Annotated in this window: 14 protein-coding genes; 11 read left to right on the forward strand and 3 right to left on the reverse strand. The window is 64.2% G+C overall.

All coding sequences use genetic code 11. From position 1 onward, the window contains the following. Window positions 1-12: 12 nt before the first annotated feature. The 6 genes from ACIQLI_RS04945 (at window position 13) to ACIQLI_RS04970 (ending at window position 10,452) form a co-directional block, all read left to right on the forward strand. The gene (locus ACIQLI_RS04945) at window positions 13-1,590 is read left to right on the forward strand and encodes an NAD(P)H-hydrate epimerase (RefSeq protein WP_400385579.1); all 1,578 of its coding nucleotides are present in this window, start codon (window positions 13-15) and stop codon (window positions 1,588-1,590) included. 69 nt (window positions 1,591-1,659) lie between these two features. Then, window positions 1,660-3,939, forward strand: coding sequence for a glycogen debranching protein GlgX (gene glgX, locus ACIQLI_RS04950; protein WP_354230557.1), 2,280 nt, complete (start codon window positions 1,660-1,662; stop codon window positions 3,937-3,939). Then, entirely contained in the window at window positions 3,936-6,248 is a 2,313-nt protein-coding gene (treY, locus tag ACIQLI_RS04955; RefSeq protein WP_400385583.1) for a malto-oligosyltrehalose synthase, read from the forward strand. The genes glgX and treY overlap by 4 nt, the downstream gene beginning before the upstream one ends. 58 nt (window positions 6,249-6,306) lie before the next feature. Beyond that, window positions 6,307-8,076: a malto-oligosyltrehalose trehalohydrolase gene (gene treZ / locus ACIQLI_RS04960; protein WP_400385812.1), complete on the forward strand. Its 1,770-nt coding sequence runs from the start codon at window positions 6,307-6,309 to the stop codon at window positions 8,074-8,076. Window positions 8,077-8,157: 81 nt separating this feature from the next. Then, a complete protein-coding gene (gene mgrA, locus ACIQLI_RS04965; protein ID WP_354230560.1) occupies window positions 8,158-9,195 on the forward strand; it encodes an L-glyceraldehyde 3-phosphate reductase in 1,038 nt (345 codons plus the stop codon). Between the two features lie 171 nt (window positions 9,196-9,366). Continuing rightward, the gene (locus ACIQLI_RS04970) at window positions 9,367-10,452 is read left to right on the forward strand and encodes an inositol-3-phosphate synthase (protein WP_354230562.1); all 1,086 of its coding nucleotides are present in this window, start codon (window positions 9,367-9,369) and stop codon (window positions 10,450-10,452) included. 190 nt (window positions 10,453-10,642) lie between these two features. Here ACIQLI_RS04970 and ACIQLI_RS04975 read toward each other — a convergent pair whose 3' ends face one another. Next, window positions 10,643-12,331 carry a formate--tetrahydrofolate ligase gene (locus tag ACIQLI_RS04975; RefSeq protein WP_400385588.1) on the reverse strand — a complete coding sequence of 563 codons (1,689 nt, stop codon included), beginning with the start codon at window positions 12,329-12,331 and terminating at the stop codon, window positions 10,643-10,645. Window positions 12,332-12,434: 103 nt separating this feature from the next. Continuing rightward, window positions 12,435-13,679 (reverse strand): D-inositol-3-phosphate glycosyltransferase, encoded by a 1,245-nt coding sequence (gene mshA, locus ACIQLI_RS04980; RefSeq protein WP_354230566.1) that lies wholly within the window; start codon window positions 13,677-13,679, stop codon window positions 12,435-12,437. Between the two features lie 118 nt (window positions 13,680-13,797). Between mshA and ACIQLI_RS04985 the strand changes: the two genes are divergently transcribed. Beyond that, the gene (locus tag ACIQLI_RS04985) at window positions 13,798-14,316 is read left to right on the forward strand and encodes a GNAT family N-acetyltransferase (RefSeq protein ID WP_400385592.1); all 519 of its coding nucleotides are present in this window, start codon (window positions 13,798-13,800) and stop codon (window positions 14,314-14,316) included. On the opposite strand, the gene ACIQLI_RS04990 is transcribed toward ACIQLI_RS04985, so the two are convergent. Then, window positions 14,297-15,688, reverse strand: coding sequence for a 6-phospho-beta-glucosidase (locus ACIQLI_RS04990; protein WP_400385594.1), 1,392 nt, complete (start codon window positions 15,686-15,688; stop codon window positions 14,297-14,299). The genes ACIQLI_RS04985 and ACIQLI_RS04990 overlap by 20 nt on opposite strands. 65 nt (window positions 15,689-15,753) lie before the next feature. On the opposite strand from ACIQLI_RS04990, the gene ACIQLI_RS04995 reads away from it, so the two are divergent. The 4 genes from ACIQLI_RS04995 (at window position 15,754) to tsaB (ending at window position 19,436) form a co-directional block, all read left to right on the forward strand. Then, window positions 15,754-16,848 carry a carbohydrate kinase family protein gene (locus ACIQLI_RS04995; RefSeq protein WP_354230572.1) on the forward strand — a complete coding sequence of 365 codons (1,095 nt, stop codon included), beginning with the start codon at window positions 15,754-15,756 and terminating at the stop codon, window positions 16,846-16,848. A gap of 82 nt (window positions 16,849-16,930) precedes the next feature. After that, a complete protein-coding gene (gene alr / locus ACIQLI_RS05000) occupies window positions 16,931-18,184 on the forward strand; it encodes an alanine racemase (RefSeq protein ID WP_400385597.1) in 1,254 nt (417 codons plus the stop codon). Further along, window positions 18,181-18,765, forward strand: coding sequence for a tRNA (adenosine(37)-N6)-threonylcarbamoyltransferase complex ATPase subunit type 1 TsaE (gene tsaE / locus ACIQLI_RS05005; RefSeq protein WP_400385599.1), 585 nt, complete (start codon window positions 18,181-18,183; stop codon window positions 18,763-18,765). Before alr ends, tsaE begins: the two co-directional genes overlap by 4 nt. Then, a complete protein-coding gene (tsaB, locus tag ACIQLI_RS05010) occupies window positions 18,765-19,436 on the forward strand; it encodes a tRNA (adenosine(37)-N6)-threonylcarbamoyltransferase complex dimerization subunit type 1 TsaB (protein WP_354230578.1) in 672 nt (223 codons plus the stop codon). The genes tsaE and tsaB overlap by 1 nt, the downstream gene beginning before the upstream one ends. The last annotated feature ends 9 nt before the right edge of the window (window positions 19,437-19,445 follow it).

Consider the following 19,445-nt stretch of genomic DNA (forward strand, 5'->3'; position numbering starts at 1 on the left):
CTCTCAACAGCAATGATCAGCGCCTTCACCGGACAACAGATCAGGGATGCGGAACAACCGCTCCTTGACGCCGGTGAGGGCGCTGTTCTTATGCAACGGGCAGCCTACGGGCTGGTCCAGGCCGTGGCGCGCGAGGTCAAAACCCGGCGCACGCTGGCCGGCGCCAGTGTGACTGTCCTGGCAGGCAAGGGCAACAATGGCGGCGACGGTCTCTTCGCTGCAGCCCTGCTGGCCCGCCGGGGGATGCGCGCGACGGCGGTACTCGCCGCGGCTGAAGTCCACCAGCAGGCTCTGGCTGCTTTTGCCGCAGCCGGCGGGAGGACCTTGTACCTCGAACCAGGGAACGCTGAAGAACTTGCAGTCCTGTGCGCCGGCGACGACGCAATCATCGATGCACTGCTCGGCACGGGAGCCCGTGGGGGCCTGCGTGGTCCCTCAGCGGAATTGGTTGCGTCCCTCCAGGAACTGCGCCCACGGTTGGTAGTGGCCTGCGATCTCCCCAGCGGCCTGGACGCCAATACCGGTGAAGTTCATTGGCCGGTGCTGGAAGCAGACCTCACAGTGACCTTTGGCGCCGTAAAAGCGGGGCTGATGACCGATCCTGGTGAAGGCTGTGCCGGGCGGGTGTGCGTGGTGGAGATCGGCATCGAAGAATCGCTTGAGTCCCAGCAACCGGAGCTCCGCCGCCTAACCTCCCGGGATGTAGGAGCAGTACTGCCCCATCCTGGCCGCCGGGCACAAAAATACTCCCGGGGTGTTCTGGGCGTTGTGGCCGGTTCGGTGCGGTTTGCCGGCGCTGCTGTTCTGGGCGTACATGCCGCAGCGCTCGCCGGAGCGGGGATGGTGCGGTATGCCGGCCCTCAAACGGTGGGACAGCTGGTGCTCGCCCAAACCCCGGAAGCACTCTGGGAACCCGATGAACCCGGCCGCGTCCAGGCATGGTTGCTGGGCTCGGGCGTTGATGGCAAAGAGCAGTTGGCGCGCGCGAAGGATGCGGCTGCGGCTGCCCTGGCCGCCGATCTGCCGGTGGTGGTGGACGCGGGTGCGCTGAGCCTGCTTCCGGAACGCTGCCCGCCCCATTGGATACTGACACCACACGCTGGAGAATTGGCTACCCTGCTGGACTCCCTTCCCTCCACAGGCGAGGTAGCCGTGACCCGCGACGACGTGGAGTCGCGTCCGCTGCATTTCGTACGGCAGGCCGCCGAACAAACGGGTGCCACCGTGCTCCTGAAGGGAGCCACCACACTGGTGGCCTCGCCGTCGGGCGTTGTTTTCAGCCAATCCGAGGGCACCGCGTGGATGGCGACCGCGGGAAGCGGAGATGTCCTGGGGGGAGTGCTTGGCGCGTTGCTGGCGCAGTGCGCGGAAACCATCAAGGACGACGACGGCGCCTATGCCGGCTTGGGACTGGACGTCGCCGACCGCTGGGCTGCGTTGGCGGCCGTTGCGGCGAGCGTCCACGGACGGGCAGGATCGGCAGCATCCGCGGAATTGGCTGGCGGCCCCATTACAGCGTCGGCAATCATGGCAGCGGTGCCGCGCGTGCTGGGTTCGCTGAACGCGGAATGCGACCGCCCAAGACCGTAAGGTTACTGTCCGTGTCATGGGTCATGAGTAGGCTTGCAGAAGTTGTTCGCATCATCAAGAGGAGAACGCATGGAAGTCTGGCCTGGATCGGCTTATCCGCTGGGTGCCACCTTTGACGGCACCGGCACCAACTTCGCGCTGTTCAGCGAGAAGGCCGAAAAAGTTGAGTTGTGCCTCTTTGACGACGACGGCGGGGAAGTCCGCGTGGAAGTCACCGAGGTAGATGGTTATGTATGGCACTGCTACCTTCCGCAGGTTCAGCCCGGGCAGAAGTACGGTTACCGGGTACACGGACCCTACGACCCCGACGCCGGTCAGCGCTTCAACCCCAACAAGTTGCTGCTGGATCCCTACGCCAAGGCCATCCACCGGCAGATCGACTGGGACCCGTCGCTGTTCTCGTACAACCTGGGGGAACCGGATTCCCGCAATGATGAGGACTCCGCACCGCACATGATGCTGGGCGTCGTCATCAACCCGTTCTTCGACTGGGACGGAGACAAGCTTCTGCGGATTCCGTACCACAAATCGGTCATCTACGAGGCCCATGTCAAGGGATTGACGCAGATGCACCCGGAGGTACCCGAAGAACAGCGTGGTACCTATGCCGGTGTGGCGCACCCTGCGGTCATCTCGCACCTGCAGAAATTGGGAATCACCGCCATTGAACTGATGCCGGTGCACCAATTCGTCAACGACGGCATCCTGCAGGACAAGGGCCTGAATAACTACTGGGGCTACAACACCATTGGTTTCTTTGCGCCCCACAACAGCTACAGCTCCAAGGGCGATACCGGCCAGCAGGTCCAGGACTTCAAGGCCATGGTGCGCGCGCTGCACACCGCGGGCATCGAAGTCATCCTGGACGTGGTGTACAACCACACGGCAGAGGGCAACCACCTGGGACCCACGTTGTCCTTCAAGGGCATCGACAACTCTGCGTACTACCGCCTGGTGGAAGACGACCAGAAGTACTACATGGACTACACCGGCACGGGAAACTCGCTGAATGTCCGGAGCCCGCACTCCCTTCAACTGCTCATGGACTCCCTGCGCTACTGGGTGACCGAGATGCACGTGGATGGTTTCCGCTTTGACCTCGCTTCCACGCTGGCCCGCGAGTTCTATGACGTCGACAAACTCTCCACCTTCTTCGAACTGATCCAGCAGGATCCGGTGGTTTCCCAGGTGAAGCTCATAGCCGAGCCGTGGGACGTTGGTCCCGGCGGCTACCAGGTGGGCAACTTCCCGCCGCAGTGGACTGAATGGAACGGCCAGTACCGCGATACTGTCCGCGACTTCTGGCGCGGGGAACCGTCCACCTTGGGCGAATTCGCGTCACGGTTGACCGGCTCCGCAGATCTCTATGAGCACTCGGGCCGCCGACCGGTGGCATCGATCAACTTCGTCACTGCCCATGATGGCTTCACCCTGGCTGACCTCGTTTCCTACAACGAGAAACATAATGAGGCCAACGGCGAAGACAACAACGACGGCGAATCCCACAACCGCTCTTGGAACTGCGGCACCGAAGGACCCACCGAGGACCCCACAGTCCTGGGCCTGAGGGCGCGCCAACAGCGCAACTTCATCGCCACGCTTTTCCTCTCGCAAGGCGTACCCATGCTGCTCCACGGCGACGAGCTCGGCAGGACACAGCGCGGCAACAACAACGGCTACTGCCAGGACTCTGAACTGACGTGGATCAACTGGGAGAACGTGGACCAGCCGCTCATCGAGTTCACCGCTGCCGTGTGCGCCCTGCGTGCCAAGCACCCCAGCCTTCGGCGAAGCCGGTTCTTTGACGGACGCCCGGTGCTCCGAGGCGAAGGCGAACGTCTGCCGGACATCGTATGGTTGGACGCTGACGCGAGCACCATGAGTCCCTCGGATTGGGATGAAGCACTGGGACGCTCCGTTGGTGTGTTCCTGAACGGCGATGGCATTCACGGCCGCGATAACCAGGGCCGGCGCATTACCGACGTCAACTTCCTGCTCTACTTCAACGCGGATCAGGACGAGGTAGGCTTCCGGATTCCTTCGGACGAGTACGCACCCGCATGGGATGTCATGATCGACACCGCCGGAGAAGGAGCCGAGGCAGGTGTCGTCAAGCCGGACCAGATCCTCATGGTCGGCGCCAAGTCCCTGGTAGTGCTGCGTGCGCACAGCACACCCGAGGTGGAGCCCGACCACTCTGTGGCAGCGTCGCTGGCTGCGCTGACCCAGACGAGCACTCCGGAAACGGCGTCCATCACGGCTCCTGCTGTGACGTCGCTGCCCTTCGACTACAAGGGAGACGCCCCTGCCGACGAGGAGTCCGGAGCAACGAAGAAAGCGGACTCATGAGGACTCCTGTCTCGACGTACCGGCTCCAGATCCGACCAGGACTGACGCTCCAGGACGCGGCGGACCTCACGGGCTACCTGCGGACCCTCGGGGTGGACTGGGTCTATGTCTCGCCCATCCTGACCGCGGAGGAGGGATCGGACCATGGCTATGACGTCACCGATCCTTCCACTGTGGATCCCTCGCGCGGTGGTCCCGAGGGGCTCGCCGCACTCTCCAAGGCCGCCCGCGAACAGGGACTGGGCATCCTGGCCGACATTGTGCCCAACCACATGGGCGTCGCCTCGGCCGGGCAGAACGCCTGGTGGTGGCAGCTCCTGAAAGAAGGTCGCGGGTCCAAGTACGCCGAGGCTTTCGACGTCGACTGGGATTTCGGTGGCGGGAAAATCCGTATTCCGGTGCTGGGCAGCGAAGAGGACCTTGAACAACTCACTGTGGCGGACGGTGAACTGCACTATTACGATCACCGTTTTCCTTTGGCCGAGGGCACCTTTGCCCCGGGTGACAGTCCCCAGGACGTCCATGCCCGGCAGCACTACCAGCTCATCGGCTGGCGCAGGGCCGACGCCGAACTCAACTACCGGCGGTTCTTCGCGGTGAATACCCTCGCAGGTGTCCGGGTGGAGATCCCGTGGGTCTTCGACGAGTCCCATGGGGAGATCGTCCGGTGGTTCCGTGAGGAACTGGTGGATGGGCTCAGGATCGACCATCCGGACGGCCTCGCCGATCCTGAGGGCTATCTGGCCAGGCTGCGGGAAGCAACGGGCGGCGCGTACCTGCTTGTCGAGAAAATCCTGGAGCCGGGGGAGCAGTTGCCGGACACCTTCGACTGCGAAGGGACCACCGGTTACGACGCCCTCGCGGACGTGGACCGGCTTTTCGTGGACCCCGCAGCGGAGGAATACCTCGACTCACTCGATGCCAGGCTGCGGGATGCGGACGCCCCGGCGGACTACGAGGACATGATCCATGGAACCAAGCGCCGTATTGCCGATGGCATCCTGCGGTCGGAGATTCTGAGGCTCGCACGCCTGGTGCCCCCTTCCATGGGCTTGCCGGCGGATAAGGTGGCTGATGCCATCGCGGAAGTCATTTGCTGCTTCCCGATCTACCGCACCTACCTCCCGTACGGTCAGGATGTCCTGGAGGAATCCATCCGACGCGCTGCGGAAAACCGTGCAGACCTCAAGGCGGTACTGGAAGACCTGACGCCGCTGCTGCTCGATTCCACCGGTGCCTTGGCCCGGCGTTTCCAGCAGACCTCCGGCATGGTGATGGCCAAGGGTGTGGAGGACACAGCGTTCTTCCGCTACACCCGCCTGGGTACTCTTACCGAAGTGGGGGCCGATCCCACCGAATTCGCCGTGTCCAGCGGGGTCTTCCATGAGCGCATGGCCCGTCGCCAGCAGGTCCTGCCGTTGTCCATGACTACGCTGAGCACCCATGACACCAAGCGAAGCGAGGACGCCCGGGCTCGCATATCGGTCATTTCCGAGGCCGTCCCGGAGTGGGAACTCTTCTTGGGTACAGTCCAGGAGTTGGCCCCGATTCCGGACGGCCCGTTGGCCGCGCTGGTGTGGCAGTCAATTGTTGGTGCGTGGCCGGCAGACCGCGGACGTCTTCAGTCGTATGCCCTGAAGGCGGCGCGTGAGGCCGGTAACTCAACAAACTGGACCGACCCCAACCAGGACTTCGAGCGCCACCTGGCTGCCGCCGTCGACTCTGTCTTTGATGTGCCGGAGGTTGCAGCGGCGCTGGCCAACTTTGTCGCTGAGCTCGAACCGTACGGGACGTCCAACTCGTTGTCGGCCAAGCTGGTCCAGCTGACCATGCCCGGGGTTCCTGATGTCTACCAGGGCACAGAGTTCCGGGACGGCTCCCTGACCGATCCTGACAACAGGCGGCCCGTTGACTTCCAGGCCCGTATGACTGCCTTGGCAGAGCTGGACAACGGCGCTGCGCCACTGTTCACTGATGAAGCAGCCAAGCTGCTGGTGGTGTCCCGAGCATTGCGGTTGCGGCGCGATCGGTCTGAGCTCTTCGGCGGTTACCTGCCGGTGGTCGCACAAGGTGCGGCAGCAGATCACGTGGTGGCCTTCGACCGCGGAGCTGATCGGCGCGGTGCCCTCACGGTTGCCACCCGACTGCCCAAGCGACTTGCGCGGGAAGGCGGCTGGCGGGACACAACCATTGAGTTGTCCGGAAACGCCCGGGACGAACTCACTGGAGCCACCTACAGTGCCGGGACTGTCCAATTGGCCACGTTGTTGGAGCAGTACCCTGTGGCCCTGCTGGTGCCTACGGACTGACCCTCACCACTGCAAACCATCACTGCAACGCACGCTTGAACACGCATAAGGGAGCATGATGCTGGAGCACGCTGCTGGAAAAAACCGCTACGACGTCTGGGCGCCGAACGCTGACTCGGTCCGGCTTGTTGCCGATGGATGTGAGTACGCCATGGAACACCACGACGCCGCCGCCCCGGGGTGGTGGCGGGCGCCGGCCGATGTGGCTGGCCAGGAAAGTGACGGTGTACCGTACGGGTACATCGTGGACGGAGAGGGGCCGTTCCCTGATCCGCGCTCGCGGAGGCAGCCGGAGGGTGTGCACGCGTTGTCCGCCACGTTCGATCCCTCCGTCCATGAGTGGCAGGATTCGGCCTGGAAGGGGCGGCAGCTCAAGGGAGCCGTCATCTATGAGCTTCACCTGGGTACCTTCACTCCGGAGGGAACGCTGGATGCCGCCGCCGCCAAGCTGGACTACCTGGTGGACCTCGGAGTGGACTTCATCGAGTTGCTTCCGGTCAACGGTTTCAACGGCGTTCACAACTGGGGCTACGACGGAGTGCTTTGGTACGCCGTCCATGAGCCCTACGGCGGCCCGGCGGCATATCAGCGATTTGTGGACGCCGCGCATGCTGCCGGCTTGGGCGTCATCCAGGACGTCGTCTACAACCACCTTGGACCCAGCGGAAACTACCTGCCCAAGTTCGGCCCCTACCTGAAATCAGGGGAAGGAAATACGTGGGGTGACTCCGTCAACCTTGATGGCCCGGGCTCGGACGACGTCCGGCGCTACATCCTGGAGAACGCGGCGATGTGGCTCCGTGACTACCACGTGGACGGTCTTCGCCTTGATGCCGTCCACGCGCTGCGTGACGAACGGGCCGTCCACATCCTGGAGGAATTTGGGGCGTTGGGTGATCAGATCGAGGCCGAGACGGGAATTCCCCGGACTTTGATCGCGGAGTCGGACCTGAACAATCCACGCCTCATCTACCCACGCGAGGACAACGGATACGGACTTGACGGCCAGTGGAGCGACGATTTCCACCACGCCGTTCACGTTAACCTGAGCGGGGAAACCACCGGCTACTACGCGGACTTCGATTCACTGGCGGTCCTGGCGAAAGTGCTGGAGCATGGCTTCCTTCACGATGGCAGCTACTCCAGCTTCCGCGGGCGGCACCACGGCCGGCCCATCCGCAGGGATCTGGCACACCCGTCGGCTTTGGTCGTCTGCCTTCAGAACCACGACCAAATCGGCAACCGCGCCATCGGCGACCGCCTTACCGCCTCGCTGTCCTACGGGCAGCTGGCCATCGGTGCCGTGCTGACCATGACATCTCCGTTTACGCCCATGCTCTTCATGGGCGAGGAATTCGGTGCATCCACGCCGTGGCAGTTCTTCACCTCCCATCCGGAGCCCGAGCTCGGGAAGGCTACCGCCGAGGGCCGGATCAAGGAATTCGAACGCATGGGGTGGGACCCCGCGGTGGTGCCCGACCCACAGGATCCAGAAACGTTCCTCCGGTCCAAACTCAAGTGGGACGAAGCCGGCGAAGGAAACCACGCACGCCTGCTCCAGCTCTACAAGGATTTAGCACAGCTGCGCCGAAACACCCCCGACTTGGTGGACGGCGGCTTCGGCAGCACAGCGGTGGAATACGACGACGACGAACACTGGCTGCAGATCTCCCGCGGCACTGTCCGTGTGGTGTGCAACTTCGGGGACGAGGCGCTCGGAACACCCCTCAGCGGCTCCATGTTGCTGGCCACTGATCCTGAAGCAGTCCTCGATGAGGGGACACTGACGCTTCCCGGCGGGAGCGCCGTCGTCGTCCGCGTCAACTAAGCCATCCACATTCCGGGGTGACGGCGCCCACATGGCGGACAGCGCCGTCACCCCGGAATGTGCAGTGGCAGGATGGTACGTATGACTTATTCGGCCGCGGAAAACCGCTACGAAACCATGCCCTACCGCCGCGTCGGACGCAGTGGACTCAAGCTCCCCGCCATCTCGCTGGGCCTCTGGCACAACTTCGGTGACGACAAACGATTCGACGAGCAACGTGCCATCCTGCGTCGCGCGTTCGATCTTGGTGTCAACCACTTCGACCTCGCCAACAACTACGGACCCCCGGACGGCTCAGCCGAGACCAATTTCGGGCGCCACCTGAAGGATGACTTCAAGCCGTACCGCGACGAACTGGTCATCTCCACCAAGGCCGGTTACTACATGTGGCCCGGTCCGTACGGCGAGTGGGGATCCCGCAAGTACCTGATTTCCAGCCTGGACCAGTCACTGGAGCGCATGGGCCTGGACTATGTGGATATTTTCTACAGCCACCGTCCCGACCCCGAGACTCCGCTGGAAGAAACCATGGGCGCCTTGGACTACGCTGTCCGATCCGGCAAAGCGCTTTACGCCGGCATCTCCTCCTACACGCCGGAGCAGACCCTTGAAGCTGCCCGGATCCTCAAAGAGCTTGGAACCCCGTTGCTCATCCACCAGCCCAGCTACTCCATGCTGAACCGCTGGACGGAAAACGGCTCGCCTAACCTCTACGAGGCACTGGACCAGGTGGGTGCCGGCTCCATCGCGTTCTCGCCGCTCGCCCAGGGCCTGCTCACCAACCGGTACCTCAACGGCGTCCCGGCCGATTCGCGGGCCGCCAAGGAGCGGTTCCTGTCCGAAGCGCAGCTGACCGAGGAGAAGCTGGACCGGGTCAGGGGACTGAACGCCATCGCCGAAGGCCGCGGGCAGACCCTGGCTCAGATGGCCATCGCCTGGATCCTGCGCGACCAGCCGAAGGGCTCGCCGGTGACCTCTGCACTGGTGGGTGCCTCAAGCGTGGCCCAGTTGGAGGACACGCTCAGTGCCATCAACAACCTGAAGTTCACCAATGATGAGCTGACGGCGATCGACGAATTCGCTGTGGAGTCGGACATCAACCGCTGGGCCCAGAAGTAGCCTCCGAAGTTTCGCCATAAAACAGCAGGGGCCGGTCGGGAACAAAGCCGGCCCCTGCTGTGTTGGTTACAATGCAAGAGTGCGCCGAATGGCGCCGTGCCAATCAGTCGTGCCCTGGACTCAGTCAGGGCTGCGCCTGGCACATGAGGTTTAGTTCTCAAAAGGAGTTCCGTGTCTTCACATCCGATTCGTGTTGCCATTGTCGGCGTAGGTAACTGCGCCGCATCGCTGGTCCAAGGTGTTCAGTACTATCGCGACGCTGACCCCAAGGCCACGATCCCGGGTCTGATGCACGTCGAGTTCGGCCAGTACCATGTCAACGACGTCCAGTTCGTTGCTGCTTTCGACGTCGACAGCAAGAAGGTTGGACTGGACCTGGCCGACGCCATCGGCGCCAGCGAAAACAACACCATCAAGATCGCCGACGTCCCCGCCACCGGTGTCACCGTCCAGCGCGGCCACACCCTGGACGGCCTGGGCAAGTACTACCGCGAGACCATTGTTGAGGCACCGGACGAAACCGTGGACATCGTCGCAGCGCTGCGCGAGGCCAAGGCTGACGTCATGGTCTGCTACCTGCCCGTCGGTTCGGACCAGGCTGCAAAGTTCTACGCCCAGTGCGCCATCGATGCCGGTGTAGCCTTCGTCAACGCCCTCCCCGTCTTCATCGCCGGAACCAAGGAGTGGGCTGACAAGTTCACCGAGGCCGGTGTCCCGATCGTTGGCGATGACATCAAGAGCCAGATCGGTGCCACCATCACGCACCGCGTCATGGCCAAGCTCTTCGAAGACCGCGGCGTTACCCTGGACCGCACGTACCAGCTGAATGTCGGTGGCAACATGGACTTCAAGAACATGCTGGAGCGCGACCGGCTCGAGTCCAAGAAGATCTCCAAGACCCAGGCTGTGACCTCCAACGTTGAGGCCGAACTGCACGCCGATGACGTCCACATTGGGCCGTCCGACTACGTTGCCTGGCTCGACGACCGCAAGTGGGCCTTTGTCCGCCTCGAAGGCCGCAACTTCGGCGACGCCCCGGTGTCCCTCGAATACAAGCTCGAGGTTTGGGATTCCCCGAACTCCGCGGGTGTCATCATCGACGCCATCCGTGCCGCCAAGATCGGCCTGGACCGCGGCATCGGCGGCCCGCTGCTCTCCGCTTCCAGCTACTTCATGAAGTCCCCGCCGGAGCAGTTCAACGACGACCTCGCCCGCGACAAGGTTGAGGCTTTCATCCGCGGCGACATCGAGCGCTAAACACCCTGTTACACCAAACGCCCCCGTATCCGATACGGGGGCGTTTGTCGTTTCCCGAACCTTCTCTCACGTCCCTCAGGTTTGCAGCGGACGCTCGCTCACTTTTCTCAAAAGAGTGAGAGAGCGTGGGTTTGAAGGGCATGGGATGTGAGAGAGCGTGGGTTTGAAGGGCATGGGATGTGAGAGAGGGCTAGAAGAGGCCTGTCGGTTGTCCTTCAGCATCCACGTCCATGCGCATCGCTGCCGGTTCCTTGGGCAGTCCGGGCATGGTCATGACAGCGCCGGTCAACGCGACAATGAAACCTGCGCCGGTCTTGGGGATCAGCTCGCGGACGTGCACCGTGAATCCCTTGGGTGCTCCCAGCCGTGAGGCGTCGTCCGTGAAGGAATACTGTGTCTTGGCCATGCAGACGGGGAAGTCGGACCAGCCGTTCTTTTCGATCTCCGCGAGACGCTTCAGGGCAGGAACCGAGAATTCGACGCCGTCGGCCCCGTAGATCTCCTGCACGATGGTCCTGATCTTGTCCTCCACAGGAATTTCCAGCGGGTAGAGGTGGTGGAAGTCGGAGGGCGCGTCCAGCGCAGCTGCCACCTTGGCAGCGAGGTCGTCCCCGCCGTCGCCTCCGCCGCCCCGGCCCCAGACGTCGGCGACGGCGGCTTCCACGCCTTCCGCTGCGCACCAGGCGAGCAGCCACTCGAGTTCCTCCGGGGTGTCCGTGGCGAACTTGTTGATGGACACGATAGGGGAGATGCCGAACTTGGCAACGTTGCGTACGTGCCTCCGGAGGTTCTCCACCCCGGCGGCCACGGCCTCGACGTTTGGTTGGCTGAGTTGGTCTTTGGCAACCCCACCCTGCATCTTGAGGGCTCTGATGGTCGCAACCACCACGACGGCGGATGGCGCCACCGCGGCAATTCTCGCCTTGATGTCCATGTACTTTTCGGCGCCGAGGTCTGCCCCGAATCCGGCCTCGGTGACCACGATGTCGGCGAGCTGCATGGCCGTGCTGGTGGCGATCAACGAGTTGCAGCCGTGGGCGATGTTCGCGAACGGGCCACCATGGACCACAGCAGGTGTCCCGGCGATGGTCTGGACGAGATTGGGCTTGATGGCGTCCTTCAACAGCATGGTCAGGGCACCCTCAACGCCGAGGTCAGCAACGGTGACCGGCGCGCGATCGTAGGTGTAGCCAAAGGTGATCCGACCCAGCCGCGAGCGGAGATCGTCCAAGTCCGTCGCCAGGCAGAAGACCGCCATGATTTCGGACGCGACCGTGATGTCGAAGCCGTCCTGCCTGGGCACGCCCTGCACGGGGCCGCCGAGTCCGATGACCACTTCCCTCAGGGAACGGTCGTTCATGTCCAGCACGCGTTTGAACGTCATGCGGCGGGGATCGATACCAAGCTCATTGCCTTGGAAAATGTGGTTGTCCACCAGTGCCATGAGGGCGTTGTTGGCGGACGTGATCGCATGGAAGTCGCCGGTGAAGTGCAGGTTGATATCGTCCATGGGCAACACCTGGGAGTAGCCGCCGCCGGTGGCTCCGCCCTTCATGCCCAGAATCGGACCCAGGGAAGGCTCGCGCAGGGCGATCATCACTTTGTGTCCGGCGCGTGCCAGTGAGTCGGCGAGCCCCACGGTGGTGGTGGACTTCCCTTCACCGGCCGGGGTGGGGGACATGGCGGAGACCAGCACCACCTTGCCGGGAGCCGTGCGGGCCGGGAGTACCAACTTGGCCGGATTGATCTTGGCCTTATAGGGCCCATACAACTCCAGGGCGTCCACTGTGATGCCCGCGCGTTGGGCGATGTCCACGATGGGCAGGATGGTGGCGTTGCGGGCAATTTCAAGATCAGACATGACCTTGTTCTCAGACATCGTTGTCCTTCGGCTGGGTGTCCCCGCAGCGGGGTTGGTGCTGCGGGCGTTGGTTCGCTGTGCGCGACAATCTATCAGTCCCGGCGGGGGATCCGGCGAAGACTCAGCGCCGGGGAACCAGCAGGCCACCTACTGCTTCGCGGTAGCTTTCCAAGGTGATGGCTGCCGTCCGCTGCCATCCGAAGGATTCGGCATGGGTGGCCGCCAACCGGCCCATGTCTTCCCGGGTCTGGACGTCGTCGTAGAGGTCCTCCAGGGCGTCTGCCCAGTCGGAGGGGTCGTGTCCGTCAACCAGCATGCCGGTGCGCCCGTCGGAAATGGCGCGGGACAGGCCGCCCACGTTGGTGGCCACCACAGGTGTGCCGCACGCCTGTGCTTCCAACGCCACCAAACCGAAGGATTCACTGAACGACGGCATGACCACGACGTCTGCCGAACGGAACCAACTGGCAAGCTCCGGAGCCACTACAGGCGGCCGGTGAGTGACGACGTCGGCCAGTCCGGCGTCTTCGATGATGTGCTGAAGATTGAAGTCCTTGGCCCCGCTGAGCGATCCCAGGATGGTCATCTCAAGGTCAATGTCCGGCCGGCGCTTGCGCAGGATTCCCGCGGCTTTGACGAACACCTGGGGGCCCTTGAGCCGCTGGATGCGGCCGGCGAAGAGGATATGGAAACTGTCCGGCCTGACATCCCGCAAGGAACGTGACTTCCGCCGGAAGGACGGTGTGAACACTTTGAGGTCCACGCCCGGCGGGGCGACGTCGATCCGGTCAAGATCGGCCCCGTAGTGGGAAACCAGTTCTTCAGCCTCGGCAGGAGTGTTGGCCACCAGCCGGGCTGCGCCATCCACGATCCGCTGCTCACCCTCCTCGCGGCGACGGGGCTCGGGGCGTTCACCCGATTCGAGGACCAGGTTTTTGACCTTGGCCATGGTGTGCATGGTGTGGACCAACGGAACACCCCACAGCTGGGACAGCTCAAGCCCTGCCACCCCGGAAACCCAGTAGTGCGAATGGATGGCATCGTAGCGGCCGTGGAGTTGGCTTCCCCGGATCCTGTCGATTTCTTCCACCATCTGATGCAGTAGGGCGGGCAGCTCTTCCTTGGGCAGTTTCCGGCGCGGCCCCGCAAAGACGTTGTGGACGCAGACGCCGGGCCCGGGATGTTCGACGGCGGGCTGGCCCGCTTTGGTGGAACGGGTAAAGATCTCCACCTCCACCCCGGATTCCGCCAGTGCCATGGCCAACGCCCGGACGTAGACGTTCATCCCACCGGCATCGCCGGCACCTGGTTGCTCCATGGGGGAGGTGTGCAAGGACAGGAACGCCACACGACGGATCAACGGCACCGCATTCCTCCTGATACTCACAGCAAACAGCAAACACGCCTTTGCCCTGCAGAAAACACTACTCCTGCTGATCAAAGCCATCCCACGGCAACCCGGCTAGGTGGACAAGGCTGCTAGCGTGGCCGCTGTGAGCCAAGAACAGACTTTCGACATCCGCAAAGCCACCCCTGAAGACTGGCCCGGTATCTGGGCCATCCTGGAGCCGGTGATCCGCGACGGCGAGACCTTCACCTGGGATCGCGACACCTCCGAGGAAACGGCCAGGGACAAGTGGACCAAGGACGCTCCCGGCCAGACGTTCGTGGCCGTGGGCAAGGACACGGGCCAGATCCTTGGAACAGGGGAGTTCCACGCCAACCAAGCCGGTGGCGGCAGCCACATTGCCAACGCCGGGTACATGGTGGGGGCGAACAATTCAGGCCAGGGCATCGCCCGCTCACTGTGCGCCTATTCGCTGAGTGAGGCCAAGGCGGCCGGCTTCTACGCCATGCAGTACAACGCCGTGGTGGAGAGCAACGTCCGGGCAGTGTGGCTGTGGCAGTCCATGGGCTTCCGGATCCTCGCTACGGTCCCTGAAGCCTTTGACCACCCGGAGATCGGGTACGTCGGCCTGCACGTCATGTATCGGAAGCTGTAGTGCCCCACAACTGCCCCAGATCGGGAAAGGCTGCCTCGTATCCGGTGAGGAGTTGTTCGCCCAGCTCCGCCGATCCGATCAAGGGATGCGCCGCGAAGGCACCAACGGCAGCGCTTCGCTCTCCATGCACCACGGCGCGGATGGTGAGCCGCTCCACCTCCTTGACGTGCTGCATCAGCGTGAGGAACTGCCCGCCCGGCCGTGCTTGCGCAAGCGGCAACGCGCCGTCGGGCGTTACCTCGCAGGGAACCTCGACGACGGCGTCCGCCGGCAGCCCGGGCACCGCCACCTCGGCAGCAGGCCCGGCAAGCGACACCGGCGAGTTGGGCACGTTCAGAATCAGCTGGGCAGAACCCCCGCCCGACAAGGCCCGCATCACGGACAACGCCACCCGCTCATAGCCGCCGCCTGCGAGATCGGACTCGTCCCGTTGCTCTCCCTGCGTGCGGGCCTCGGCCAGGTAACCTTCCTCGCGGGACCGGCGGGCGCTGTCCCACAGCTCAAAAGCGTGCGGCGCCTTGGCCAGGGCCGGATACAGGGCACTCTGCTGGTGATGGATGGACGCCCCCCGCGTTTCCTGCTGCCGGCGGATGGCGTCGGTGGCATGCGCCGTTTGGTAGTAGTAGTACAGGTACTCGTTGGGCAGGCAGCCAAGCTGCAGCAGGGTGTGCTGCCCAAACAGCCTGCCCTCTTCCATGGACTCAAGGGCGGCGTGGTCGGATAGCAGGCCCGGCAACAGATCCTGCCCGCCGGGTGCCAGCCGGTAAAGCCAGCCGAGGTGGTTCAGGCCGAAGTAGCCCACGCCGTCGAGCGTTCCTTCTGTCAGTGGCGCGCCAACAGCCCGCGCCGCCCGCTGCACCAGGCCGCCGGCGGAATCGCAGATACCGATCACTTTGCGCCCCAGCAACGGCTCCAATGCTTCGGTGACCATGCCGGCGGGGTTGGTGAAATTGATGAGCCACGCCCCGGGGCAATGGCGGCGCATCGCCTGGGCGAGTTCGAGCATGCGGGGGATGGAACGGAGGGCATAGGAGATGCCGCCGGCGCCTGTGGTTTCCTGCCCGAGCAGGCCCAGATCCAGGGCCACGCGTTCGTCGGCGATCCTTCCGGCGGTCCCACCCGGGCGGATGGCTGCGAAGACCATGTCCGCGCCGGTGAGGGCCTCCCGCAGGTCCGTGGACACCACGACGACGGGCGTGGAACCGCCCGCTGGGGGCATGTCTCCAATAACGGCTTCGATGGCTGCGAGCCGTTCGGCGTCGACGTCGTACAGCACCAGCTCGTCCACCAGCCCGGCGAACGGACCCGCGCATAAAGCCCGGTATACAAGGGGTACCCGGAAGCCGCCGCCACCGGCGATCATGAGCCGCATGACCCGAGTCTATGCACGCCTCCACATCTATGCAGCCCAGTACGGTGCAGCGTAGTCTGCGGTGCATGGACGCTATGCCCCAGCGACGTTTTGATCCCCTTGCTTCCCTACGGTCCACGGCGGACCAGCAGTGCGACCTCCTCCTGACCGGAACGGTCTTCCAGGACATCATCTTCACGGGTCTTCCGCACTCACCTGAACCGGGCACGGAGATTTGGAGCGAGGGCATGGGAAGCTGCCCGGGCGGGGTAGCCAACCAGGCCATCGCCGCTGCGCGCCTGGGTCTGCGCACCAACCTCGCAGCGACCTTCGGAGACGACGGGTACGGCGACTACAACTGGCAGATCCTTGAAAGCCAGGAACACGTGGACCTCTCGCTCTCGAGGAAGGTACCGGGCTGGCACTCACCCGTCACTGTTTCCCTCTGCGTCAACCAGGACAGGTCCATGGTCACCCATGGGCACCCCGCGCCCATCAGTTCCTCCGAGCTGATCGGACAACCGCCCAAGGCGCTCGCCGCCGTCGCTGACCTGGGTGAGGAAATGGAGCCGTGGATGCTGGCGGCCAAGGAAGCGGGCACCAAGCTTTTTGGCGTGGTGGGCTGGGATCCCACGGGGGAGTGGTCCGAACGGCGCCTGGATCTTTTGGAGAACTTCCATGCTTTCCTGCCCAACGCGCCCGAAGCCATGGCCTTTACCGGTAAGGCAGACCCTTGGGCGGCGCTGTACTCCTTGGCAGACCGGGTGCCCGTGGCCGTGGTGACACTCGGCCCCCAGGGTGCCGTGGCGGTGGACTCCGAGACCGGCGAGGAGGAATGGGTGCCTTCCCTGCCGGTCTCCGCCTACGACCCCACCGGTGCGGGAGACTGTTTTGGGGCCGCCTTCATTGTGGGGTGCCTGGCGGGGTGGAGGTTGGGGGACCGGCTCCGGTTCGCGAACCTCTGTGCCTCCCTGGCCGTCCAGGAGGTGGGCGGTTCACTGGCGGCTCCCGGGTGGGGCGACATCGCCGACTGGTGGCAGCGGGCCAACGCGCGGAAGGAACGCCAATCCAGCCAGTGGCTTCGGCGCTTCGCGTTCTTGGAACCCATCGTCAAGGACATCCCGGCGGAAGCCCAGCGACGCGCACGGGCGACGATCGCGCATTTGTCGGATGCGCAGTAGCGACGCTCAGCAGCGACGCGGAGCGGGGAACCGGCTGGCCCGCAGTTAACCCGAATTCACCGGCACCACTAGAATCTCTAGGGTGACTTACGAAGCAGCTGCAGATATCGGTATCGGGTCGAAAGCCTCCATAGCAAAGTCGGCGGTGCTGGAACGCTCCGCCGTGATTGACCTCGAAGCCGTGCGGCACAACGTGCGTCAGTTCGTCGCCATTGCGTCCCCTGCTACGGTCATGGCCGTAGTGAAGGCGGACGCTTACGGTCATGGAGCCGTGCAGGTGGCACGTGCAGCGCTCGACGCCGGGGCAGCCTGGCTCGGTGTCGCGCACATTTCCGAGGCGCTCGCCTTGCGCGCCGCCGGAGTGGATGCCCCGCTCCTCGCCTGGCTGCACACCCGTGAAAGCAACTTCCAAGCGGCAGTCGCCGCCGGCATCGACGTCGGAATTTCCGGCTGGGAGTTGGACGCCGTGGTCGCTGCAGCCCGCGAACAGGAACGGCCCGCACGCGTCCACCTCAAGGTGGACACCGGCCTGGGACGTAACGGCTGCCCCATAGCCGATTGGGACCAACTGGTTGGCCAGGCCATGGAGTACCAGGATCAAGGCCTGCTGCGCGTGGTGGGTATCTTCTCGCACCTCGCCGTGGCTGACGAGCCGCACCGCCCCGAAACCGATGAGCAATTGGCCGTCTTCCGTGAAGCAATCGCCATGGCCGAGGACGCCGGAGTGGACATGGAGGTCCGGCATATCGCCAACACCCCTGCCACGCTGTCCCGCCCGGACTCACACTTCGATCTTGTGCGCGTGGGCCTCGGCATCTACGGACTCTCGCCCTTCGAAGGGGCAACCTCTGCCGAACTTGGCCTGCATCCTGCCATGACGGTCCGGACATTGCTGTCCAACTGCAAAAAGGTACCCGAAGGCCAGGGCGTCTCCTACGGCCTCAACTACCGGACCAGCGGGGAAAGCATGCTGGGCCTGGTGCCGTTGGGCTACGCCGACGGTGTCCCGCGCATTGGCACCGGAGGCCCGGTCCGCGTCAACGGCACCAACTACCCCGTGGTGGGCAGGATCGCGATGGACCAGATGGTCATCGACCTCGGAGCACTGACGCCCGACGAGGCAGCCGCGTTCAAGGGCGCGGAAGCCGTCATGCTCGGCAACGGTGCCGACGGCGGTCCAACCGCTGACGACTGGGCCGCTGCCGCGGGGACCAACAACTACGAAATTGTTACCCGCATCAGCCCGCGGGTGCCGCGCACCTATGTCAACGAGGTGCCTGCGCAGGCAGGGACACACCAGGCTGCCGGCCACGCAACAGAGACGGCAGCGCTGTGAGCGAACCCCAATGGGAACGCACCCTGACGGTCACGACGGCGGAGCAGACGCATGCGCTCGCAGCAGCTGTGGGTGGGGTGCTTGAGGCCGGGGATCTCCTGGTCCTGACCGGCGAACTGGGAGCGGGTAAGACGACGTTCACCCAAGGTCTTGGCGAAGGCCTCGGCGTCCGTTCCGGCATCATTTCCCCCACGTTTGTGTTGGTCCGGATCCACCCCAATCAGGCCGATGGCCCCAGGCCCGGCGGCCCGGACCTGGTCCATGTTGATGCGTACCGGCTGGAATCGGCAGCGGAGATCGACGACATCGATCTGGAGAACACCATGGACACCGCGGTCACCGTGGTGGAGTGGGGCCGGGACCGGGTGGAGCACCTCTCGGACAGCCGCCTGGAGGTTGACCTGCACAGGTCCGTTGGCGGGGAAGACCCGGCAACCGCCGTCGCGGCAGCCGGTGACGTCATGGACTTCGATACCGATGACGACGACGAACCCCGCACACTGGTTTTCCGTGGATACGGTCCCCGCTGGGCCGAAGCTCCGCGGCTTCTTGAAACCCCGTCACCAGAGAAAGGCAACTGATGCTGATCCTGGCCATAGACACCTCCGCGGTGGCCAGTGCCGCACTGATTTCCGACGACGCCATGGAAAGCGTGGTGGATTCCTTCGCTACCGAGGACACCCGCAGCCATGCCGAAGTCCTGGCTCCCGGGATCGAAAAGCTCCTGGCCGGAGCGGGAGTCACGGGCGCCGATATCGACGCAATAGTCACTGGTGTGGGACCGGGCCCGTTCACGGGCCTGCGCTCCGGGATTGCGACCGCCCGAACCTTGGCTTTCGTCTGGGACAAGCCCCTGTATGGCCTGATGAGCCTGGATGCGATCGCCCTTGAGGTGGCCGGGTCCACGTCCGCTGCTCCTGAATTCCTGGTGGCCACCGACGCCAGGCGCAAGGAGGTCTACTGGGCGCGGTACACCTTGGCAGATGGCCAACTGCCGGAGCTTGTTGACGGGCCGCATGTGGGTTTCGCTTCCGGGCTTCCGGACTTGCCGGTGTTTGGTGCCGGCGCAGGTTTGTACGCCGATGTCCTGAAGGCCAACGAGGACTTTGCCCGGACCCAGCCCGACGCAGCATCGCTGGGCCAGTTTGCCTTGGCCAAGCTCACCGCCGGGCAGGCGCTGCTGGACTCCACTCCGCTGTATCTGCGGGAATCCGACGCGCAGGTTCCCGGGCCCCGGAAGCGTGCGCTGTGATGGGACGCG

Source organism: Paenarthrobacter sp. NPDC091669, from assembly GCF_044756725.1.
Classification (GTDB): Bacteria; Actinomycetota; Actinomycetes; order Actinomycetales; family Micrococcaceae; genus Arthrobacter; species Arthrobacter bambusae_C.